General features: G+C 51.4%; 6 protein-coding genes. 3 read left to right on the top strand and 3 right to left on the bottom strand.

Annotation, left to right across the window (positions count from 1 at the left end; all coding sequences use genetic code 11):
* Position 1: 1 nt before the first annotated feature.
* From QUA62_RS06610 to QUA62_RS06600, 3 genes are all read right to left on the bottom strand, one after another.
* The gene (locus tag QUA62_RS06610; protein ID WP_333403151.1) at positions 2 to 4,762 is read right to left on the bottom strand and encodes an amino acid adenylation domain-containing protein; all 4,761 of its coding nucleotides are present in this window, start codon (positions 4,760 to 4,762) and stop codon (positions 2 to 4) included.
* A gap of 34 nt (positions 4,763 to 4,796) precedes the next feature.
* On the bottom strand, positions 4,797 to 13,358 hold the full coding sequence (locus QUA62_RS06605) for an amino acid adenylation domain-containing protein (RefSeq protein ID WP_333403149.1): 8,562 nt from the start codon (positions 13,356 to 13,358) through the stop codon (positions 4,797 to 4,799).
* A gap of 497 nt (positions 13,359 to 13,855) precedes the next feature.
* On the bottom strand, positions 13,856 to 14,107 hold the full coding sequence (locus tag QUA62_RS06600) for a hypothetical protein (RefSeq protein ID WP_333403147.1): 252 nt from the start codon (positions 14,105 to 14,107) through the stop codon (positions 13,856 to 13,858).
* Between the two features lie 50 nt (positions 14,108 to 14,157).
* On the opposite strand from QUA62_RS06600, the gene QUA62_RS06595 reads away from it, so the two are divergent.
* From QUA62_RS06595 to QUA62_RS06585, 3 genes are all read left to right on the top strand, one after another.
* Entirely contained in the window at positions 14,158 to 16,989 is a 2,832-nt protein-coding gene (locus QUA62_RS06595; protein WP_333403145.1) for a TonB-dependent receptor domain-containing protein, read from the top strand.
* A gap of 263 nt (positions 16,990 to 17,252) precedes the next feature.
* Entirely contained in the window at positions 17,253 to 18,434 is a 1,182-nt protein-coding gene (locus QUA62_RS06590) for a PepSY-associated TM helix domain-containing protein (protein WP_333403143.1), read from the top strand.
* Positions 18,435 to 18,523: 89 nt separating this feature from the next.
* Positions 18,524 to 19,786 (top strand): MFS transporter, encoded by a 1,263-nt coding sequence (locus QUA62_RS06585; RefSeq protein ID WP_333403142.1) that lies wholly within the window; start codon positions 18,524 to 18,526, stop codon positions 19,784 to 19,786.
* Positions 19,787 to 19,839 lie beyond the last annotated feature (53 nt).

The raw sequence follows: 19,839 nt of genomic DNA, 5'->3' as shown, positions 1-19,839 counted from the left end.
TTCAAACTTTTCCAATTGCTGAAAGAATGTCTTCTAGGTCGTTTTGCGTCCACTGGCTCCACTTGAATTCTGCAAAGTCAGAGGGAGTGCAGCCGACTGCTTCGGGTTCCTGGGAAGCCAGGGCGATCGCTCGCAGGGCTTCGGCAAATTTTTGCGCTAAATTCTCCACCGTAGAACGTCGGTGAATTTCCTCGCTGTAAGTCCAATCCATTCGCAACTGCCCGCCCGCAACAAATCCGTTAATTTCTATCAAATAGCTGCGGTTTCCTTCGGGGCTAAAAGGCTGCCCGACGGATTCCCCAGACAGCGCAAATAAAGATGATTCAGGGAGAACTTGGTCGAACTGTCCGAAGTAATTGAAACTCACCTCCGCTGGAGGGAGCGAGCGCAATTTCTGGGAAATTTCGCCGCCAGCGAGATATCGCAGCAACCCGTAACCCATACCGCGATTCGGGATGGCGCGCAACTGTTCTTTCACAGCCTTTAAGCCATCTGCGGGAGTGGAAGCCTCGCCGATCGACAGCAGTACCGGAAACACGGAGGTAAACCAACCCACAGTCCGCGAAACGTCTGCATCTGGGAAGATATCTTCCCGCCCGTGCCCGTCTAAATCAACCAGCAGCGATGGCTCTAGGGTCCACTGGGCAAACGCCCACGCCAGTGCTGCCAGCAGAACGTCGTTAATTTGGGTTCGGTAGACTTTGGGAACTTCGTGCAGCAAGACGTTAGTGTCTTCTGCTGCGATCGCCACCGACACGATGCGCGACTGCGCTACCGCATTGCTTCCCCCAGCGAAATCTACTGGCAGGGGAGAAATCGGCTTTTGCAGGTGTGCCTGCCAGTAATCGAATTCTTGGTGCAACGCTTCTGACTGAGCGTATTCAACCAGCCGCTGTGCCCACTGTTTGAAAGATGTCGTCTTCGGCGGCAGCGAGATTGCAAGACCCCTGCTCAACTGCTCGCAGGCATTCTGCAAGTCTTCCAGCAAAATTCGCCACGATACGCCATCGACAGCTAAGTGGTGGATAACTATTAGCAGGCGCGAAGGTTGCTGGGCCCCCAGATCGAACAGAACAGCGCGCGCGATCGGCCCTTCTGACAGGTTTAAGCTTGCCTGTACTTCATTGGTCTTAGACTCAAGTGCACAATTTTGATCGCTTGTCAATAAATTAGATAAATCTAATTTTTCAAACGGCACGGCTCCCCCCGGTTCGGCATTGAACTGCTGCCAGCCAGATTCCCCGGGCGCAAAGCGCAGGCGCAGGGCGTCGTGGTGCGTCAGAAGTTGCGCGAACGCTCGCTCCAGCAGCACTGCTTCGAGGGGTTGCCGCACTTCTAACATCACGGCTTGATTCCAGTGGTGCCCAAAGGCAAAATTTTCTTCAAAGAACCACTGCTGCACGGGAGTCAGCGGCACCGCGCCCGTCACCGGTTTTTGCTCGGCTCGCACAGCCTCGACAGTGCCAGCAGCGGCTGCCAGAAACGCGATCGTCTGGTGCTGGAATAGCAGTTTGGGAGTCAGTTGAATCCCCGCTCGATTGGCTTTGGCGACAATCTGAATGCTGAGAATCGAATCTCCGCCCAACTCGAAAAAGTTGTCGTGTATGCCCACTCGCTCGATTCCGAGAACCTCCATCCAAATACTGGCTAGCTGCTGCTCGATGCTGCTGCAAGGAGCCGCGAAAGTCTCTTCCAATTCGGATCGCGTCAAGTCGGGCGCTGGCAGCGCAGCCCGATCGAGCTTGCCGTTAGGCGTTAGAGGCAATTTCTCCAGCAAGACGAAGGCAGACGGCACCATATACTCTGGTAAGCGTTCTTGCAGGAACTGGCGCAGCTCGCTAGAAGATAACTGTAGGGGCGGTGCCCCCGTGCCCGCCCCTACGCGGGCATCGGGGACGACGTAAGCAACCAGACGCTTGCGAGCGTTCGTCTCGGACCACACCAAAACCGCACTTTCCCGCACGGCCGGATGCTGGGAGAGTGCCGCCTCAATCTCTGCCAGCTCAATGCGGAATCCGCGAATTTTCACCTGATTGTCGGCGCGACCAATTAGCTCGATATTGCCGTCTGGCAAGTAGCGAGCTAAATCCCCAGTTTTGTAAAGGCGATTTGAAGGCAGGAAAGAAGAAATTTCTTCGCAGAAGGGGTTGGCAATGAATTTCTCAGCGGTTAATTCGGGGCGGTTGAGATAGCCCCGCGCCAAGCCTGCACCGCCGACGTGCAGTTCTCCGGGAACGCCGATCGGCACGGGCCCCAAGGCAGCGTCTAAGATGTAAAGCTGGGTGTTGGGAAAGGGCCGTCCGATGGGCACTAACTGCTCGCCCGCTAAATTTCCCGTCGCGCTTTCAAAATAGCAACTGTCTATGGTGGCTTCAGTGATGCCAAACGAGTTAATCAACCGAGTTTCAGGGCCGCAAAATTGCCGGAATTTTTCATATTCCGAGGCATACCAACTGTCTGAGCCGCAGACGAGGATTTTCATAAAGTCGAGCCGCTGTCCGCTCTCTTCTAGGTACTGGATCAGGTTCCTCAAGACGGCGGGAACGAATTCGGCAAAGTCGATCTTTTGCTGCCGCATCAGTTCGTAGAGTTCCTGCGGCGCGAGCAGCAAATCGCGATCGCACAGCACCAGTTTGCCGCCAGAACACAGCGATCGCATCAAGTCGCCGCTAAAAACGTCGAATGAGAAGCTGGCCATCTGCAGGTGAGATGTTACCCCAGAGCGAAGCTCATAAGCGGTTTCCCAGCCTAAATAGGCATTGACCAGACTGCTGCGATTGACTGCCACCCCTTTAGAGCGTCCAGTAGAACCCGAGGTGTAGGTAACGTAAGCGAGGTTTTCAGGCGTGGCTGTGTTAGAGGGGTTTTCTTCGCTCTCCAGGGCAACTTGCTCCCAGTCTGCGTCCAAACAAACGACTTTGCAGGAGTGCGGGGGGAGCTTGTTTAACAGGTGTTGTTGCGTCAGCAGCAGTGGTGCCCCGGCGTCTTCGAGCATATAAGCCAAGCGCTTCGGCGGGTAAGCGGGGTCTAGGGGCAGGTAGGCTGCACCTGCTTTGAGGACGCCCAGAAAAGCCGCGATCGCCTCCAGGGAGCGATCGGCGCAAACGCCCACCAGCACCTCTGGGCTTGCTCCCAGCTTTTGCAAGTAATGCGCGATTTGGTTTGCCTTGGCGTTGAGCTGTCGGTAGGTTAGCTGTTGGTTGTCAAAGACTGCCGCCGGGGCGTCGGGGGTTTGCTCCACCTGTTTTTCAAACAGATCCTGCGGGCACTGGTTGGGCAAATAACCCGTATTGGTGTTATTCCACTGCAGCAGTTGCTGCTTTTCGGCAGCAGTCAGCAGGGGCAAGCTGGAGAGGTGCTGCTCTGGATGAGCGGCGATACCTTCCAACAAGGTTTGCAGGTGTCCGAGCATCCGGGTAATGGTGGCGCGATCGAACAAATCCGTGCTGTATTCCACTGAGGCTTGCAGCCTTTCCCCCACTTCTTCTAAATCCAAGCTCAAATCACACTGCGTCGTATTGGTTTCGACCTCGAGCATACTTAAAGTCAATCCGGGCAGCTCCAAGGGCGGCATGGGGTTGTTCCGCAACTGGAACATAACCTGAAATACCGGGTTATAACTCAGACTGCGCTCGGGTTGCAGTTCCTCAACCAGTTTCTCAAATGGCAAGTCTTGGTGCGCGTAGGCTCCCAAAGTCACCTCGCGCAAGCGTTGAAGCAATTCTCGAAAAGTAGGATCGCCGGAAACGTCAGTCCGCAACACCAGCGTATTGACGAATACGCCAATGAGCCCTTCAATTTCCGCGCGGTTGCGGTTGGCGATCGGCGAGCCGACTAGCAAGTCTGTCCGCCCTGTATAGCGGTAAAGCAGCGCTTTAAATGCCGCCAGCAGCGTCATAAACAGGGTAACGTCCTCCCGCTGGCTGAGGTTTTTGAGGGCTGCTGTCAGCTCCTGAGACAGCAATACCGACTGGGTTGCGCCTTCGGAGGTCTGAATTGGAGGTCGGGGTCGATCGGCAGGCAGTTCCAGCAAGGGAGGCGCTCCCTCCAACTGTTGCTTCCAGTACGCAAGCTGAGTTTGCAGCACTTCGCCGCAGAGCCAGTTGCGCTGCCAGATCGCAAAGTCGGCATACTGCACGGGAAGCTCTGGAAGCTGCGGTTGGTTTCCGGCGGATAAGGCTTCGTAAATTGCCGCCAGTTCCCGCGCCAGCACTCCTATCGACCAGCCATCTGAAACGATGTGGTGCATCGTCAGCAGCAGGACGTATTCTTCTTCGCTAAGCTCTAGCAAAGATGTTCGCAGCAAGGGGCCTCGTTCTAAGTCAAAGGGCTGTTGCGCTTCCTTTGCAGATAGCTGCTTTACGGCTGCCTCTCGATCGCTCTGGGGCAGTTCTCGCAGGTCTATTACTGGCAGCGGCAGGCGAGAAACAGGGGGAGCAATGACTTGAACGGGCTGTCCCTGAACCTCAGTAAAAGTCGAGCGCAAAGCTTCGTGCCGGTTGATGATTTCGTTGAAAGTTTGCTCCAACACGGCGACATTTAATTTGCCTTTGAGCCGGATAGCGCCTGGGAGATTGTAGAAAGATTTTCCTGCCTCGAACTGGTCGAAAAACCACAGCCGTTGCTGGGCGAAAGACAAGGGGAGCGAGTCGCCTTCTTTCCTTCTAGGAATCCTGCGATCGCTTGAGGATTCTACCCCCTTTTCTCGTAGCATCACTTCCAGCAATGCGCGTTTTTTTGCAGATAGTTTCAAATAGCTCATTTGACCCTGATTAATTTTGACTAGACTGCTGGAATTAATAAGTAGAGGGAGAGGCGATGGCCAATTCCCGATCGGGGAGAGAAGTTTTCTCGGCTAGCATTCGCTCTACTTCTTCATCGGAAAGTTCCGCAAGACTCAGCAGCAATTGAGCGGTATTTTCAACGTTCTCTCGCTGCGCGGGATTTTCCACCAGGGCAGCGGCTTGCTCGGATGCGGTAGGCGACTCGAAGAAGGAGCGCAGGGGGACATCTACCCCGAAGGTGTCGCGCACCGCTGAGATGATTTGCGTTGCTAGTAGGGAGTGCCCTCCTAAATCGATAAAAAAGTTGTCGTGAATGCCGATTTTTTCCACTCCGAGTATTTCAGCCCAGATGCCTGCGAGAACTTTTTCAACCGGGGTGTTAGGCGCGACAAAGGTTTTCGGAAGAAAGGCGGCATCGGGTGCGGGAAGAGCTTTGCGGTCTACTTTTCCATTGGCAGATAGCGGCAGCGCCTCCAGCATGACAAATGCAGACGGCAGCATATATTCGGGCAGCTTTTGGCTCAGAAATTGCCGCAATTCGCAAGTTTCTGGCGCTGCATTTTGTTGGGGAACCACATAGGCTATTAACCGTTTCTGACTGCGATCTTCCCCGAATGCCGTTACTACACACGATCGCACTGCTGGGTGCTGGTTCAAAGCGGCTTCAATTTCTCCCGCCTCAATGCGGAATCCGCGAATTTTGATGCGGAAGTCTTCTCGCCCTAAAAATTCGATGTTGCCGTCAGGGAGAAAGCGCCCTAAATCTCCCGTTCGGTACAAGCGTTCGCCCGTGACGGGGTGCGTGAGGAAGCTGGCGCGAGTTTTTTCTTCATTCCGCCAGTATCCTTTTGTTAGTCCCACTCCGGCACAGCACATCTCGCCGGCAACCCAGACGGGACAGTCTTCCAGCCTTTGATTCAAAATGTAATAGCGTGTATTGGCGATCGGCGATCCGTAGGGAATGCTGTTCCAAGAAGAATCAACAGTTTCTACCGGATACCAAATATTCCAAAGGGTAGTTTCGGTTGGTCCGCCGACGCTAACAACGCGGCATTCTTTGACGATCGCCCTTAACCTCTCAGGGAGCGTTATCGGTATCCAGTCTCCGCCGAGAAACGCCCAGCGCAAGCACTCCGGCAACACTTCAGAACGTCCGGCAGCATAATCGAGCAGCATTTCCATCATCGGGGGAACCGAGTTCCAAATGGTGACGCGCTCTTTTACCATCAATTGGGCCCAGTGAGCGGGGTCTAGCCGTTGTGCGGCATCGGGAACGACGATCGCGCCCCCTGCCGCTAGGATGCCGAAGATATCGTAAACCGACATATCGTGGTGCAGTGCGGTGACTGCGATCGCGCGATCGCACTCGATCACATTAAACACTTGGTTGGTCTGAGCGATCGCATTGACTGCACCTCGGTGCGCGATCGCCACGCCTTTCGGCAAGCCAGTTGAGCCGGAAGTATAAATCACATAGGCTAAATCTTCCGGTTCCTGCACCGACTCCAAAGCTTCGCTGCTTTCGGCAGCCAATTCGTCGGTATCGAGACAAATTCGCCACACATTTTCCGGCCATTCCAGGCGCTGATTTAACTGAGATTGCGTCAAAACAATCTCAACCTCGCCATTTTCCAGCAAATACCACAGCCGCTCTTTTGGTAGCGCCGCATCTACGGGCAAATAAGCTGCCCCGGATGCGAGAATGCCCAGCACAGCGACGATTTGCTCCCATCCTTTTTCCATGACGACGGCCACCAACTGGTTGGGGCGAGTTCCCAGCTTCCGCAATCGGTGAGCGACTTGATTCGATCGCAGATATAGTTCCTCGTAGGTGAGGGTGCGCGTTGAAGTAATCACGGCGGATTGCTGCGATCGCGAGGCGACTTTCTGAGCAAACAACTCGTGCAGCAATACATCGGGAATGGCTGCTTCGATGCCCTTAGCGACGGGTTGCTGCTGCAACTGCGCCTCTTCTTGCCAAGCTGACTCCGAGCTTGCGAGGCGCTGCAACAGGCGGCAGTAGGCGTCAAACATATCGTCGATTAGCCCTTGGGGGAAGAGTTCTTCCACCGCATCCCAGTTCAAGAATAGAGTGCCGCCAGCTTCGCTGTACTGATTGTCTATCCAAACTTGGGGAGTTTGACCGACGACGTAAACAACCTCTCCGATTTCTGCGATCGCGCCCAGTATGGAAGAATCGCTTTGTCCGGGGTTATTCTGCGGATTAGTCGTGAATACCACTGGCATCGGTGCCGCCGATGTCATCCGGTGCAGTTGCGCCAATTCTCGCAAAACGCGCACGCCGCTGACGTACTGGTGCTCTAAATCGTGCCAAAGCTGCTGAGTCAGGCGTTTCGCCCGAACTTCAAAACTTTCTCGGCGCGAGTTGTCTACCTCCAGCAAAGTAAACGAGGCAAACTCGCCGATAATGTCGTTGACTTGCGGGTGCAGCGAAAGGCGATTGAAGCGCGGCACGTTGAGGGTAAACCGAGGGCTTTTGCTCCACAGGCCCAGAACTTCGGCATAAGCAGCCAGCAAAACGCCTGTGGGAGAAAGCGCCGATCGCGCGGCTCTGGCTTTAAGTTTTTTCCACGTTTCCGGCTCTAGCTGAGCGCTCCAGCGCTTGAAGCGAGGCTGTGTCAGGGAACTCGGATGCTTGGCTAAGGGGAGTTCGGGCGCTGGTGGCAGAGTGGCGAGGCGATTTTTCCAATACTCTAAAGATTGCTGGAAAAATGAGGAATCTTGGAGCGCGATCGCCGCTAAAACGTAGTCGCGGAATGACAGTTGCAAAGGCGCGATCGCTGCGTTGGGATTACGGTAAAACGTCACCAAATCTCGGAAGAGAATTTGATAGCTCCAGCCGTCAATGCACAAGGCGTCAATGCTGACGTGCAAGCGGATGCGGCGATCGCTCAGAAGCGAGGCGCGAATCTCGAAAAGCGGCCAGCGATCGAGCGGCAGCACTTGGTGAGACAGGGACTCGCGAATTGCTTCGAGTTGGGAATTCACCGCCTCTGGGCTTTGTCCGCGCAAATCTAATACTGGAATTGCATAAGCTGGCACTGTTTCTAAAATTTGCTGTTGCCCGTCTGGATGGACGATCGCGCGCAGCATATCGTGGCGTTCCACCACTCGCTGCCACGCGAGGCTAAACCGCTCTAAATCTATATCGTCGCCTTCAATTTCTACATAGCCGTGAATGGCGACATTCCCCATTTCAAAAAAGCTATTTCTCCCGAGCCAGTAAGCCTGCTGCATTTCATTGAGCCCAAAGGGTTCCCAGCGATTTTGAGGATCGGGGACGATTTCCGGCAGCTGCACAAGGGCGCGGGGTTCGCTCGTCTGCTGCGCTTTAGCGATGGCGATCGCCTCTGCCAAACTTTCCACCGTCGGAGACTGAAACAAACTGCGTAGCGGCAACTCTACCTGAAACATTTCTCGCACTTTAGCAATGAGTTGCGTTGCCAGCAGGGAATGTCCTCCCAACTCGAAGAAATTGTCGTCAATTCCTATTTGTTTGACGCCGAGAACCTTACTCCAAATTTCAGCGAGTAACTGTTCTTCCGGAGTGCGCGGTGCAAAAGCGGCGTTTAATGGGAAGTTTTCTGTATCGCACGCTCTAAGTGCTTTGCGGTCTACTTTTCCATTCGGCGTCAGCGGCAGCGCCTCTAGCAGCACAAAAGCTGAAGGCAGCATATATTCCGGCAGCTTCTCCTTCAGGAAAGAACGCAATTCACTTGCAGCGATCGCGCCCTCTTGGCTGAGCACTGCATAAGCCACTAAACATTTATTGCCTGGTTCATCTTCTCGAACCACAACCACAGCTTGTCGCACGTTCCGGTGCTGGCTTAATGCCGCTTCAATCTCGCCGAGTTCGATGCGGAAGCCCCGCACCTTGACCTGATTGTCAATGCGACCGAGAAACTCAATGTTTCCATCTGGAAGATAGCGTGCCAAGTCTCCCGTTTTGTAAAGACGCGCCTCTGGGCGATCGCTGTAAGGGTTTGGGATGAATTTCTCAGCGTTTAATTCTGGGCGATTGAGATATCCTCTTGCTAATCCGTCACCGCCGATATGCAGTTCTCCGAATACCCCTACTGGCACTGGCTGTAGGTGCCGATCTAATAAATAAATCTGCGTGTTGGCAATTGGGCGGCCAATAGGTGCTATTCTCTCGGCACCTTTTTCAATTAAAGCGAAGGTTGAATAGGTGGTATCTTCTGAGGGGCCGTAAAGATTGAAAACTTTTTGAATGTGAGGAAGCTCATAAAGCTGTTGCGCTAGAGTATTCGGCAGCGCTTCGCCTGCTAAATTGACGGTGCGGACTGTTTTGGGAATGCCATTAATTCTCAGTAATTCGGCGATAGCGCTGGGAACGGTATTAATCAGCGTTACTTTTTCTGCTGCTTTTAAAGTTGGCAAGTGCAAGGCATTTTCTGCCAAGATAACTGTGCCGCCCCAGCTTAGAGGCGCGAATATCTCAAAAACTGATAAATCAAAGCCAATCGATGTTGAAGCGAGAACTCCTTCCTGTTCAGACGGCGAAAAAATCTGTTTTGCCCAGTGCAAAAAGGCAATGGCGCTGCGGTGTTCGATCGCGACTCCTTTGGGCCTGCCAGTGGAGCCTGATGTATAAATTACATAGGCTAAACTAGAAGAATTTGGTCGCTCTATTTTAACCTCAAAGGGGGAGGTTTCAGAAAGATTATCGGACGCTTTCCACTGCTCTATTTCGACGATTTCTGCGCGGGATTCTGGCAAGATATTCGCCCATTTTTTCTGGGTTATCAGCAGCGAAATTTGCGCGTCTTCTAACGTGAAAGCCAAGCGATCGCGCGGGTAGGTTGGATCGAGCGGAACGTAAGCGCCCCCGGCTTTTAATATTCCCAGAATGCCGACAATTGTATCGAGCGATCGCTCCGTACAAATTCCCACCAAAACTTCTGGTTTGACGCCGAGTTTTTGTAGGTAGTGCGCGAGTTGATTCGCTTTTTGGTTTAACTCTTTATAAGTCAGTTGTTGGTTTTCAAACACTACTGCAACGGCATCCGGCGTCTGCTGTACTTGCGCTTCAAACAATTGGTGAATGGTGGAATCTTTTGGATAATCGACTTGCGTATTATTCCACTCAATTAGGAGTTGATGCCGATCGCGATCGCTCAACAATGGCAACTCTGAAATGCGCGTGTCGGGATTGGCGATAATTCCTTCGAGCAAAATCTGAAAATGCCCGTGCATCCGCGCGATCGTGCTGGGTTGAAACAGGCTGGTGCTGTACTCCCACGTCGCCGTCAACCCCCGATCGGTTTCTTCCAAAAATAGCATCAAGTCGAAATTAGCCGTTCCGGTATCAATTTCATGGGAATTTAAGGTCAGCCCTGGCAATTCTAGAGTCTGCGTCAAGCCGTTTTGCAAGGCAAACCCCACTTGAAACAGTGGCGAGTAGCTCAAATCTCGCTCTGGCTGCAACTCCTCGACAAGCTTCTCAATCGGTACATCTTGATGCGCGTAAGCGCCTAATGCCACCTCTCGCACGCTCCTTAGCAACTCTCGAAAAGTCGGATTTCCATTTAAGTCAGACCGCAGCACTAAAGTATTGACAAAAAACCCAATTAATGATTCAATATCGCTGCGATTGCGGTTGGCGATGGGAGAGCCAACTAAAATATCTGTCTGCCCCGTGTAGCGATAAAGCAGCGTCTTGAAAGCTGCCAGCAATGTCATAAATAGGGTGGCTTTTTCTTGCTGGCCCACTTGGACCAGCACCAAGCTCAAATCTTTGGGCAACTCCCAAGTTTGTCTCGCACCCTGGAACGTTTGAACGGCGGGGCGAGGAAAGTCTGTTGGTAAATTTAGAATCGGCAAACTGCCGCTTAACTGCTGCTTCCAGTAAGCCAGTTGCGTCTCTAATATTTCTCCTTGCAACTGCTGGCGCTGCCATGCGGCAAAGTCGGCGTATTGAATTGGCAGCGGGGAAAGCAAGGGTAAACGATCGCTAGAAAAAGCTTGATAAAATTCTGCCAACTCCCGAAGAAATACGCCCAGGGACCAACCATCAAAAACGATATGATGCACGGTTAGAAGTAAGACGTGCTCTGTTTCGTCGAGGCGCAGCAGTTTGGCGCGCAGCAGAGAGCTTTGCCCCAAGTCAAAGGGATCTCGCGCTTCTTCCGCAGACAGCCTTTGTACCTGGGCCTCGCGATCGTCTGGGGAGCGATCGCTCAAATCTATCAGCGGCAGCGTCCAATCGCCTGCAGCAGCGACAACCTGTATCGGTTGCCCTTCCACAGCGGCAAACGCAGTTCTCAAAACCTCGTGCCGCTCGATAATTTTCTCAATACTTTGCCTGAGTGCTTCTGCATTAAGTTGTCCTGTGATCCGAACTGCACCGCAGAGGTTATAAAAGGGGTTTCCTGGTTCCAATTGGTCAAAGAACCATAAGCGCTCTTGAGCAAAAGACAGGGGGATGTTTTGTAGGCGAGCAACTGCCTGAATAGACGCAATTTTCGGGGCTTCTGCCAAATTTTCTAAAATTTTTGCAGCCAGTTGAGCAAGGCTTAATTCCAGAAATAAGTCTTCTATTGATAAAGCTATTTTTAGATCGCTTTCGATCTGATTTTTAAATTCAAATACCGCCAATGAATCCAAACCCAAGTTACTAAAACCCTGTGCCGATTGGATTTGAGAAATGCTGACTTTCAGCACCCTCGCTACCTGCTGTCGCAAATAGGTTTCTAACTGTGCCTGCTGTTCTGCTAACTCGGCTGTCAGTAGATTTTCTCGCGTGAGGCGATTCTCTATTTCAACAAAATCAGATATCTCTAAAACGCTACTAGCGACAACTTCCAAATTGTCAGCTAGAAAGTCAGCATAGGCGGCGCGACGTTGAATTTTACCGCTGGTCGTTTTCGGAATGCTTCCGGGTTTAATCAGCACTACTCCATAAACTTGCACTTCATATTCTTGAGCAATGCTGGAGCGGATGGCGCTGATAATTTCCTCGGCATTATCCGGCGCTTTGCGAGATTGTAATTCTTGCACGATAACGAGCTGTTCTTCGCCTGCGACTTCCACCGAGAATGCCGCGATCGCCCCTTGCCGCAAACTGGGATGGCTGCGCTCTGCAGTTCTTTCTATATCTTGGGGGTAAAGATTGCGACCTCGGATGATAATCAAATCTTTGAGTCGCCCTGTAATAAACAGTTCTCCGTCTCGTAAAAAGCCTAAATCTCCGGTTCGCAAAAAGGGCCCTTCGCTGGTATCTGAAACATATGCTTGAAAAGTTTTTTCTGTCTCTTCTGGGCGATTCCAATAGCCTCGCGCAACTGTTTCGCCAGCTACCCAAATTTCTCCGACTTCCTGCCGCTGGCATTGCGTCAGAGATTCGGGATTGACGATCGCAACTTTAGTGCCAAATTCAGGGAAACCGCAGCCGACTAAAGTTCTCGCGCCCCCCTCGCCTTCCACAACTTCTACAATGTGATTATTTTCCAGCGCCCCAGCGTCAACAGGTAAGAAAGTCGGTGTTGCGCCGCTGCGAACCGTGGCAATTTTTAGCGTGGTTTCTGCCATTCCGTAAGCAGGACAAAAGGCATCCGCGTGAAAACCGCAGGGCTCAAAAGCTTTGGTAAATCTCTCTAGGGTTTCTTTGTGGATGGGTTCTGCGCCGTTATAGGCGACGCGCCAACTACTCAAGTCGAGCATTTTTTGGCCATCGCCCAAGATTTTGCTTATTTTGCTAGCACACAAGTCGTAAGCAAAATTTGGCCCGCCGCTGTGGGTAGCTTTGTAGCGTGAAATCGCTTCCAACCAGCACATCGGGTTCTGAATAAACGCCGCTGGCGGCATGAAGTAAGAGGGAATTCCCAGATACAAAGGTTTGAGCAATCCGTCAATTAACCCCATGTCGTGAAAGGGGGGAAGCCACGTTACGGCAACGCTTTCGGCATCGTGGTGAAAGCCTCGGTGAATGTATTCGATGTTGTACAAAACGTTGGCGTGGCTCACCATTACGCCTTTGGGGGTGGAGGTTGAGCCGGAAGTGTACTGAAGATAAGCCACTTCGTCGGGATGGATGGGTGGCTGCTGCCACTTTTCGCCGTCATCGCCAAGCGCCTCTGCTGTCAGCCAGTGCAGCCCTTTGAGTTCCGGCGCTTGCTCGCATAGCTGCTCTAAATTTTCCAGGTGTCGCGCGGGAGCGATCGCAAATGTTGCTCCTGCGTCTTTGGCGATCGCACTAATTTTCGCTAAATTCCGCTTCAACTTCGGCGGATAGAGGGGAACCGGGATCACTTTGGCGTACAAACATCCAAAAAAGGCGGCGAGATAGTCCAATCCTGGTGGGAAAAGCAGTAAGGCTCGTTCGCCAGTGACTCCCAATGTCTGAAGTCGCACGGCGTGCGATCGGGCGATCGCGTCTAACTCTCGATAAGTCAAACTGGCGGTTTCAGTTTTTCCGTCTAACAGAAAAGTATATTTCTGCTCTGGTTGGTGTAATGCTCTGTTTTTTAGAAGTTCTACTAAATTGGTACAACTTTCGGTGAGTTGGTTTCCCTTAATGCTTGCGTCACTCATCGATTCTTTTTACCTATAAATCTTGTTTGCAGTACGCCAACCAGTTCCGCCAAATTCTTTCCACATAGACTTTCTGTGAACTGTTGTCGGGCGTTACGAGTCTCCCATTAGCGCGTTTTAGTCTTAATTCGGGTATTAGCGCTTGTTTTGAGGTTTTGTTGTCGATCGCGCTGTTCGGCAATGGCTCCGGGGCGATTTCAGTCCGAGCCAGCTTCGATATCAGCTTCAGGGGCTTTACGGCTATCGACTTTAAGCATAGTAGGCTAGATGATATTTATTGTCAAGAGTCGTTTAGCAAATTTGTTGACTCCTATGGTTTCTTATATGACAATCTTTTCTAACTCTTGCCATAGCATTTTAGGCGATCGTTTGTCTAGCCCTTACCGCAACCATAATAGGCAAGTGGTGCACAACTAAGTAGAGGGGTCAGACCCCCTATATTAAAATGCAATTAGTTTTCATTAGTTAACTCTTGACAGATGTAAGTGCTGTGTTATCTAATTAAGGCACTTTCTCATTAAGCGTCCAGCGACTACTTCCTTTAACCGAGGAAAATGCCCACCGTGGGCGATCGTCCAGAGGGCCACCGGACTGAGGCTTTCGCCCTCACACGCTTCCTGCCAGACAAAGGCTGCTAGCGACGGGAGAATCGGATCGATGTGCGCCCGACAACTAGGTCGTATCTTCCGCAGGTCAGTTTCACTCCTGCCCAGAAGAGCAGCAACGCTGCCACAAATCATGTTGTGCAAACAACGCAAACCACATATCCGAAGTTCTATCAATTGTTGATTCAAGACTAATGAACATATCGCAGAAATTATTAAGTAGCCTTGGGCTGGCAGGAGTCGTGTCGGCGGTAGTCGCTCAGTCGGCGTGCGCTTCCAACATCGCGCAGGTGACGGGCGTTCGCCTCAACCCCACGTCAGAAGGTATTGAAATCATCCTAGACACTGAAGATGGAAGACCCCTGCAAGTCTTCACCACCACCTTTGGCGAAACTTTACAAGTTGATGCCATCACCGCTCAACTGCGACTACCGGGGGGAAATGAGTTTCGTCAAGACAAACCGGCTGCGGGAATTGCTTCTGTCACCGTTACTCCTTTAGATAACAACAGCATCCGAATCAGAGTCATTGGGGAGAGGGGCCAACCAGTGGCACGGGTGATTCCTAACGCTGCAGGTCTGATTCTCAGCTTACAACCCACCTCGCAGATGACTGCTCGCCCGCCTGCACCGGCTCCTACAACACAGCGGCCGGGGACACCCGGAGAACCCTTGCCACCGACAGGGCAGCAGGTAGAGATACCCGCAGAACCTTTGCCACCTACAGCGCAGCCGCCAGGAACGCCCGGAGAACCCTTACCGCCGACCGCGCAGCCACCAGGGACGCCCGGAGAACCCTTACCGCCGACCGCGCAGCCACCAGGGACGCCCGGAGAACCTTTGCCACCTACAGCGCAGCCACCAGGAACGCCCGGAGAACCCTTACCGCCTACAGCACAGCCACCAGGAACACCGACACAGCCACCCGGAACGCCACAGGTGGGGAGAGACCCGATTGAAATCGTCGTCACTGCAACACGAACCGCAGAAAGAGTGACAAACGTGCCGCGCTCTATAACGGTGATAGACTCAGAAGAACTTCAGCGGGACACAGGGGCATCGAGAAATGTCGGGGAAGCTCTGGCAAATCAGGTTCCCGGTTTCGCGCCGCCGACTCAAACTACGAGCACTTATGGTCAAACTTTGCGGGGTCGCAACGTTTCCGTTCTGATTGACGGCGTGCCGCAAACAACCAATCTTCAATCTTTTGTCAGGGATTTTAGAAACATCGATCCCAGTGCGATCGAACGCATTGAAGTAGTGCGGGGGTCTACCGCAATCTACGGCGCTCAGGCTACAGGTGGCGTGGTTAATATTATTACTCGTCGGCCAACTGAGGAAAGGCTAACTGCTGTAACTGAAGTGGGCGTCAGTAGCGCTTTAACAAACACAAGAGATGCTTTAGGCTTTAACGCTCAGCAGACAATTTCTGGCCGAACGGGTAATTTCGATCTGACCGGCACTGTGTCGCTCGCCAGAAGTGGAGCTTTTTACGATGCCAAAGGCGATCGCATTCCCTTTTTTGAACTCGGCGGAGATAGCAGCACCCTCTTCAACGTCATGGGCAAAGTCGGGGTAGATTTGGACACCGAACAGCGGCTGCAACTAACTGTCAATCACTATCGGGAAACTCAAGATCCCAATGTAATTCCAGACTTTAGTGTTGACGACCAGGAAGGACGGCAAAAAGCCCGCGCCATCCGAACCGGAAATTTGGATATCGCCGGGGAAACACCGGGAAATAGGAATACACAGCTCAACTTAAGTTACACCAACCAAAACCTTTTTGGCAGCAGCCTTCAAAGTCAAATTTACTATCGAACGCATTCCAATGTAGGTGTTCCTTCAGATTACCGCACGTCCGATTTCTTTGGGCCGTTTGTCGGTGTTACTCGTTCGCGCACCAACACCGAACAAATAGGAGGAAGGCTTGCGATCAACACTCCTTTATCGCGTGCCGAAAATCTTCGATTAACTTGGGGATCTGACTATGTTACTGAAGATAGCAGACAGCGTTTCGACCTGTACGACCCGGAGAGATTTGACGCAAGTGGCGGTCGGGTTTACCGGAAAATCTCCGAGCGTCCTTTCGTCCCTCCTTACACTTTCAACAGCCTTGGCTTTTTCGGTCAAATGGAATGGAATATTGACGATATCGTCATTCTAAGTGGTGGGATACGTCACGAACGCCTCGGGTTAAACGTCAATGATTATACCACTTTTAATGAGCGCCAGATCGAAGGAGGCGATCGCAAATTTAACGCCACCCTATTTAATACAGGGGCTGTCTATAAAATTACTGACAACTTCAACATATTTGGCAACTTTTCTCAAGGTTTCTCAGTTCCAGATTTCGGCCGCATCCTCCGCCAACCCCCCGACGATTTTGTCGGAATTGAATCTTCGTTAGAAGTAACTCAACCGCAAAAAGTCAACAGCTACGAAATTGGCATTCGAGGAGGGTGGCAATCCGTGCAAGTGTCGCTTGCCGCTTTTTACAATACCTCCGATCTAGGAGTCCGTTTTACACCAGTTGGCAACACAGGCCGCCTGGAACTACAGCGCTCCCCAGAACGCATTTATGGCTTAGAAGGGACTTTGGATTGGCAACCTGGACAAGCATGGTCGCTCGGCGGGACTGCTACTTATATTCAAGGCGAATATGAGGACGAAAACAGTTACCTCGCCCTCGATAGCAGCCGAATTCCACCACTCAAGCTAACAGCTTATGTTCAAAACGAAACTTTGCCGGGATGGAACAATCGGTTACAGTTATTATATTCTGGAAATCGCGATCGAGCATTCAAAGACGGCTCGGATGGCGGCCCGATTAGCAGCTATCTCACACTGGATTACATCAGCGCGGTTAAAATTGGCTCTGGGCTGCTAGAAGTCAAAGTCGAGAATTTATTGAATAATCAATATTTTCCCGTGATCTCGCAATACTCCGCTGGATTTGAATCGGACAGCTCTAATTATGCAGGGAGAGGTTTGACTCTCAGTGTTAATTACCGCCTTAACTGGTAATTACAGCAGATTGCAGGTTTATGAGGTAGATTCAATATCCCCGTAGGCACACTCCAATAACCCATTGGTGTCCATTTAAGCTGTTAGTCCGCTAGTCCTCGCGCCCACCCGCTAGTCCGCCAAGGGTTGAAACCCCTGTCTAATAGCTAAAGTCCTCTCAAGAGGACTAATGAGTTGAAAAGTGTTTTTCTCAGTCCTCATAGCGAGGACTTTAGCTTTGAGACAGGGAATTCATTCCCTGTCGGACTATCGGTTTTACCTTAATGACAACAGTTAACGGCTTTGAGAAAAATTTAGAGATGAAGTTCCGCAAACTCGCATTCAAACTGCACTTGTATTTGGGGTTGGTGGTAGGAATATTTCTAGCAGTAATTGCTTTAACGGGCAGCTTGCTAATTTTCGGCTCCGAAATCGAGCGGTTCTTCAATCCCCAACTTCTGCAAGTAATTCCTCAAGCCGAACGGATACCGCTGGAAAATGTCCTGCAGATTGTCGAAAAAGCTTATCCGCAAAATCAAGCTCTTAGTATCTTGCTGCCACGAGAAGCGGAGGATGTTTGCCAAGTTTCAATGCTGTCAAAGAGTGAGGAAATATTTAGCGTTTATGTCAATCCTTACAGTGGAAAAATTACGGGCGGGCGCCTTTGGAAAGAAACTTTTACAGGTTTTATTTTTACGTTACACGCGGAATTAGCGGGAGGAGAATTCGGTCATCTTGTTGTAGGTATTTGCGGTCTAGTAATGCTAGGACTAACTTTTACTGGCTTGGTATTGTGGACTGGTTGGCGCAATTTGGCTCGCGGGTTTTCTATTAATTGGCAAGCTCACTGGCAGCGGACTGTATTTGATTTACATAACGTTTCTGGCATTGTATCGGTCGCTTTTCTCATACTCATCTCCGCTACAGGAACAGCGATAATTTTTTACGCGCCGGTTCAATCGACGCTTTATTGGATCACGAATGAAAAGCCACATCCCGCCTTGACTTCTCATCCCCACTCTAGCAGTTCGAGGCAAAACCTTGACGAAATCTTACACCAAGTTAATACCGTTTGGCCGGAAGCTAAAACCACTTTTATTTCTCTGCCTTTGAAGGCTGAAGCAACTTTTAAAGTACGGAAAAAATTTCCCAATGAGCCTCACCCAAACGGGGTTAGCACCATTTATCTCGACCAATATAGTGGCAAAATATTGCAGGCTGACAGTGTAAATTCAGCTTCTGTAGCAAATCGAATTCTAAACTCGCTTTATCCGCTACATATTGGCAGCTATGGCGGAATTTACTTGCGACTTGTACAAGCGATCGCAGGATTAGCAGCGATTGTACTGTTTGTTACGGGTGTACTAATGTGGCGGCAGCGGCATTTGGCGAAATTTTACCGCAAGGAGGCGAGACAGCAATATGAAGAATTATCTCCACTTAGCCAGCAATGGCCTTGGTTTTAAGGAGAGCGGCGTGCGGTTTGATGCGGGTGTGATTCTCCTGCCTAAAAACCCTCTCCTTTGAATTTTAAATCCTATCAATCGCTTCTTTAATGCAAAAATTTATTCAACTCTGGCTCGGACAAACTGCTTCGATGATTGGCAGCGCTATGTCCGCGTTTGCGCTGACTATTTGGATTTGGGAGTCCACCAGTCAAGTGACGGCTTTGGCTTTGTTGATGTTTTTTACTCAATTGCCGCGCATCTTGCTTGCTCCGGTTGCTGGCATTCTCGTCGATCGCTGGAATCGAAAATTTTTGATGGGGAGCGGTGATGCGGTTTCAGCTTTGTTAACGCTCACTATCCTATTACTTTATATCAGCCAAAACCTGCAAATATGGCATATATATGTAGCGGCTGCGATTAACGGAATTTTTGACCAACTTCAGCAGTTAGCTTACTCCGCAGCGATCGCCACAATGATGCCAGAAAAGCATTACAGCCGCGCTAGCAGTTTAAGTTTTTTGGCAAAATACGGCGCGAGTATTATTGCTCCGACGCTGGCGGGGATTCTCTATTCTGTGATTGGGTTGAGCGGGATTTTTACGATCGACCTGGCAACTTTTACAATCGCGATCGCCACGCTAGTAAGTGTCAAAATACCCCAGCCCGCGATCGCCTCCAATCCCCAGCCGACTCGCCCCCACCTGTTGCAAGAACTCAGCTTCGGATTCCGCTACATCGTCCAGCGTCCCAGCCTGCTTGCCTTGCTGGTGTCATTTTCGCTATTCTGGTTTGCTCACGACATCGGCGCGGCCCTCTACTCACCGATGATACTGGCACGCACCGGCAATAATGCCAGAATCCTCGGTACTATCCTTTCAGCCGCCGGGGCAGGCGGCGTTTTAGGAGCATCGATCGTCAGTATTTGGGGCGGCCCCAAACGCCGAATCCGGGGCTTTCTGCTCGGCATGGCAGGCGCGGGCTTGAGTAAAATAGTCTTTGCTTTCGGTCAGGCGCTTTCCATCTGGATTCCCGCTCAATTTTGTTCGTCTTTCAATTTCCCCATCCTCGGCAGTTCCAACGAGGCAATCTGGCTGGCGAAAGTCGCACCAGAGGTACAGGGCCGCGTTTTTGCTACCAGAGCAGTGATCGTGCAATTGGCGTCAGCGATCGGTTTATTGATCGCAGGTCCACTTGCCGATCGCGTCTTTGAACCCGCCATGCAACCGGGAGGTTTTTTAGCAGCTATTTTTGGCGGAATTCTGGGGACAGGTGCCGGTGCTGGCATGGCTTTGTTATACGCTATCTCCGCCCTAGGCTTATTCCTCGTTGCAGTCGGTGGGTATGCTTGCCGGCTGCTGCGCGATGGCTAAAGGGGAAACGGAAAAAGGTCTTTTAACTTCTTCCTTCTTCCTTCTTCCTTCTT

Origin of the sequence: Microcoleus sp. MON1_C1 (assembly GCF_036701945.1) — a bacterium.
In the GTDB taxonomy this organism is placed as follows: Bacteria; Cyanobacteriota; Cyanobacteriia; order Cyanobacteriales; family Microcoleaceae; genus Microcoleus.
The sequence above is the reverse complement of the archived record's forward strand: the minus strand, read 5'-3'. Positions and strand labels throughout refer to the sequence as shown.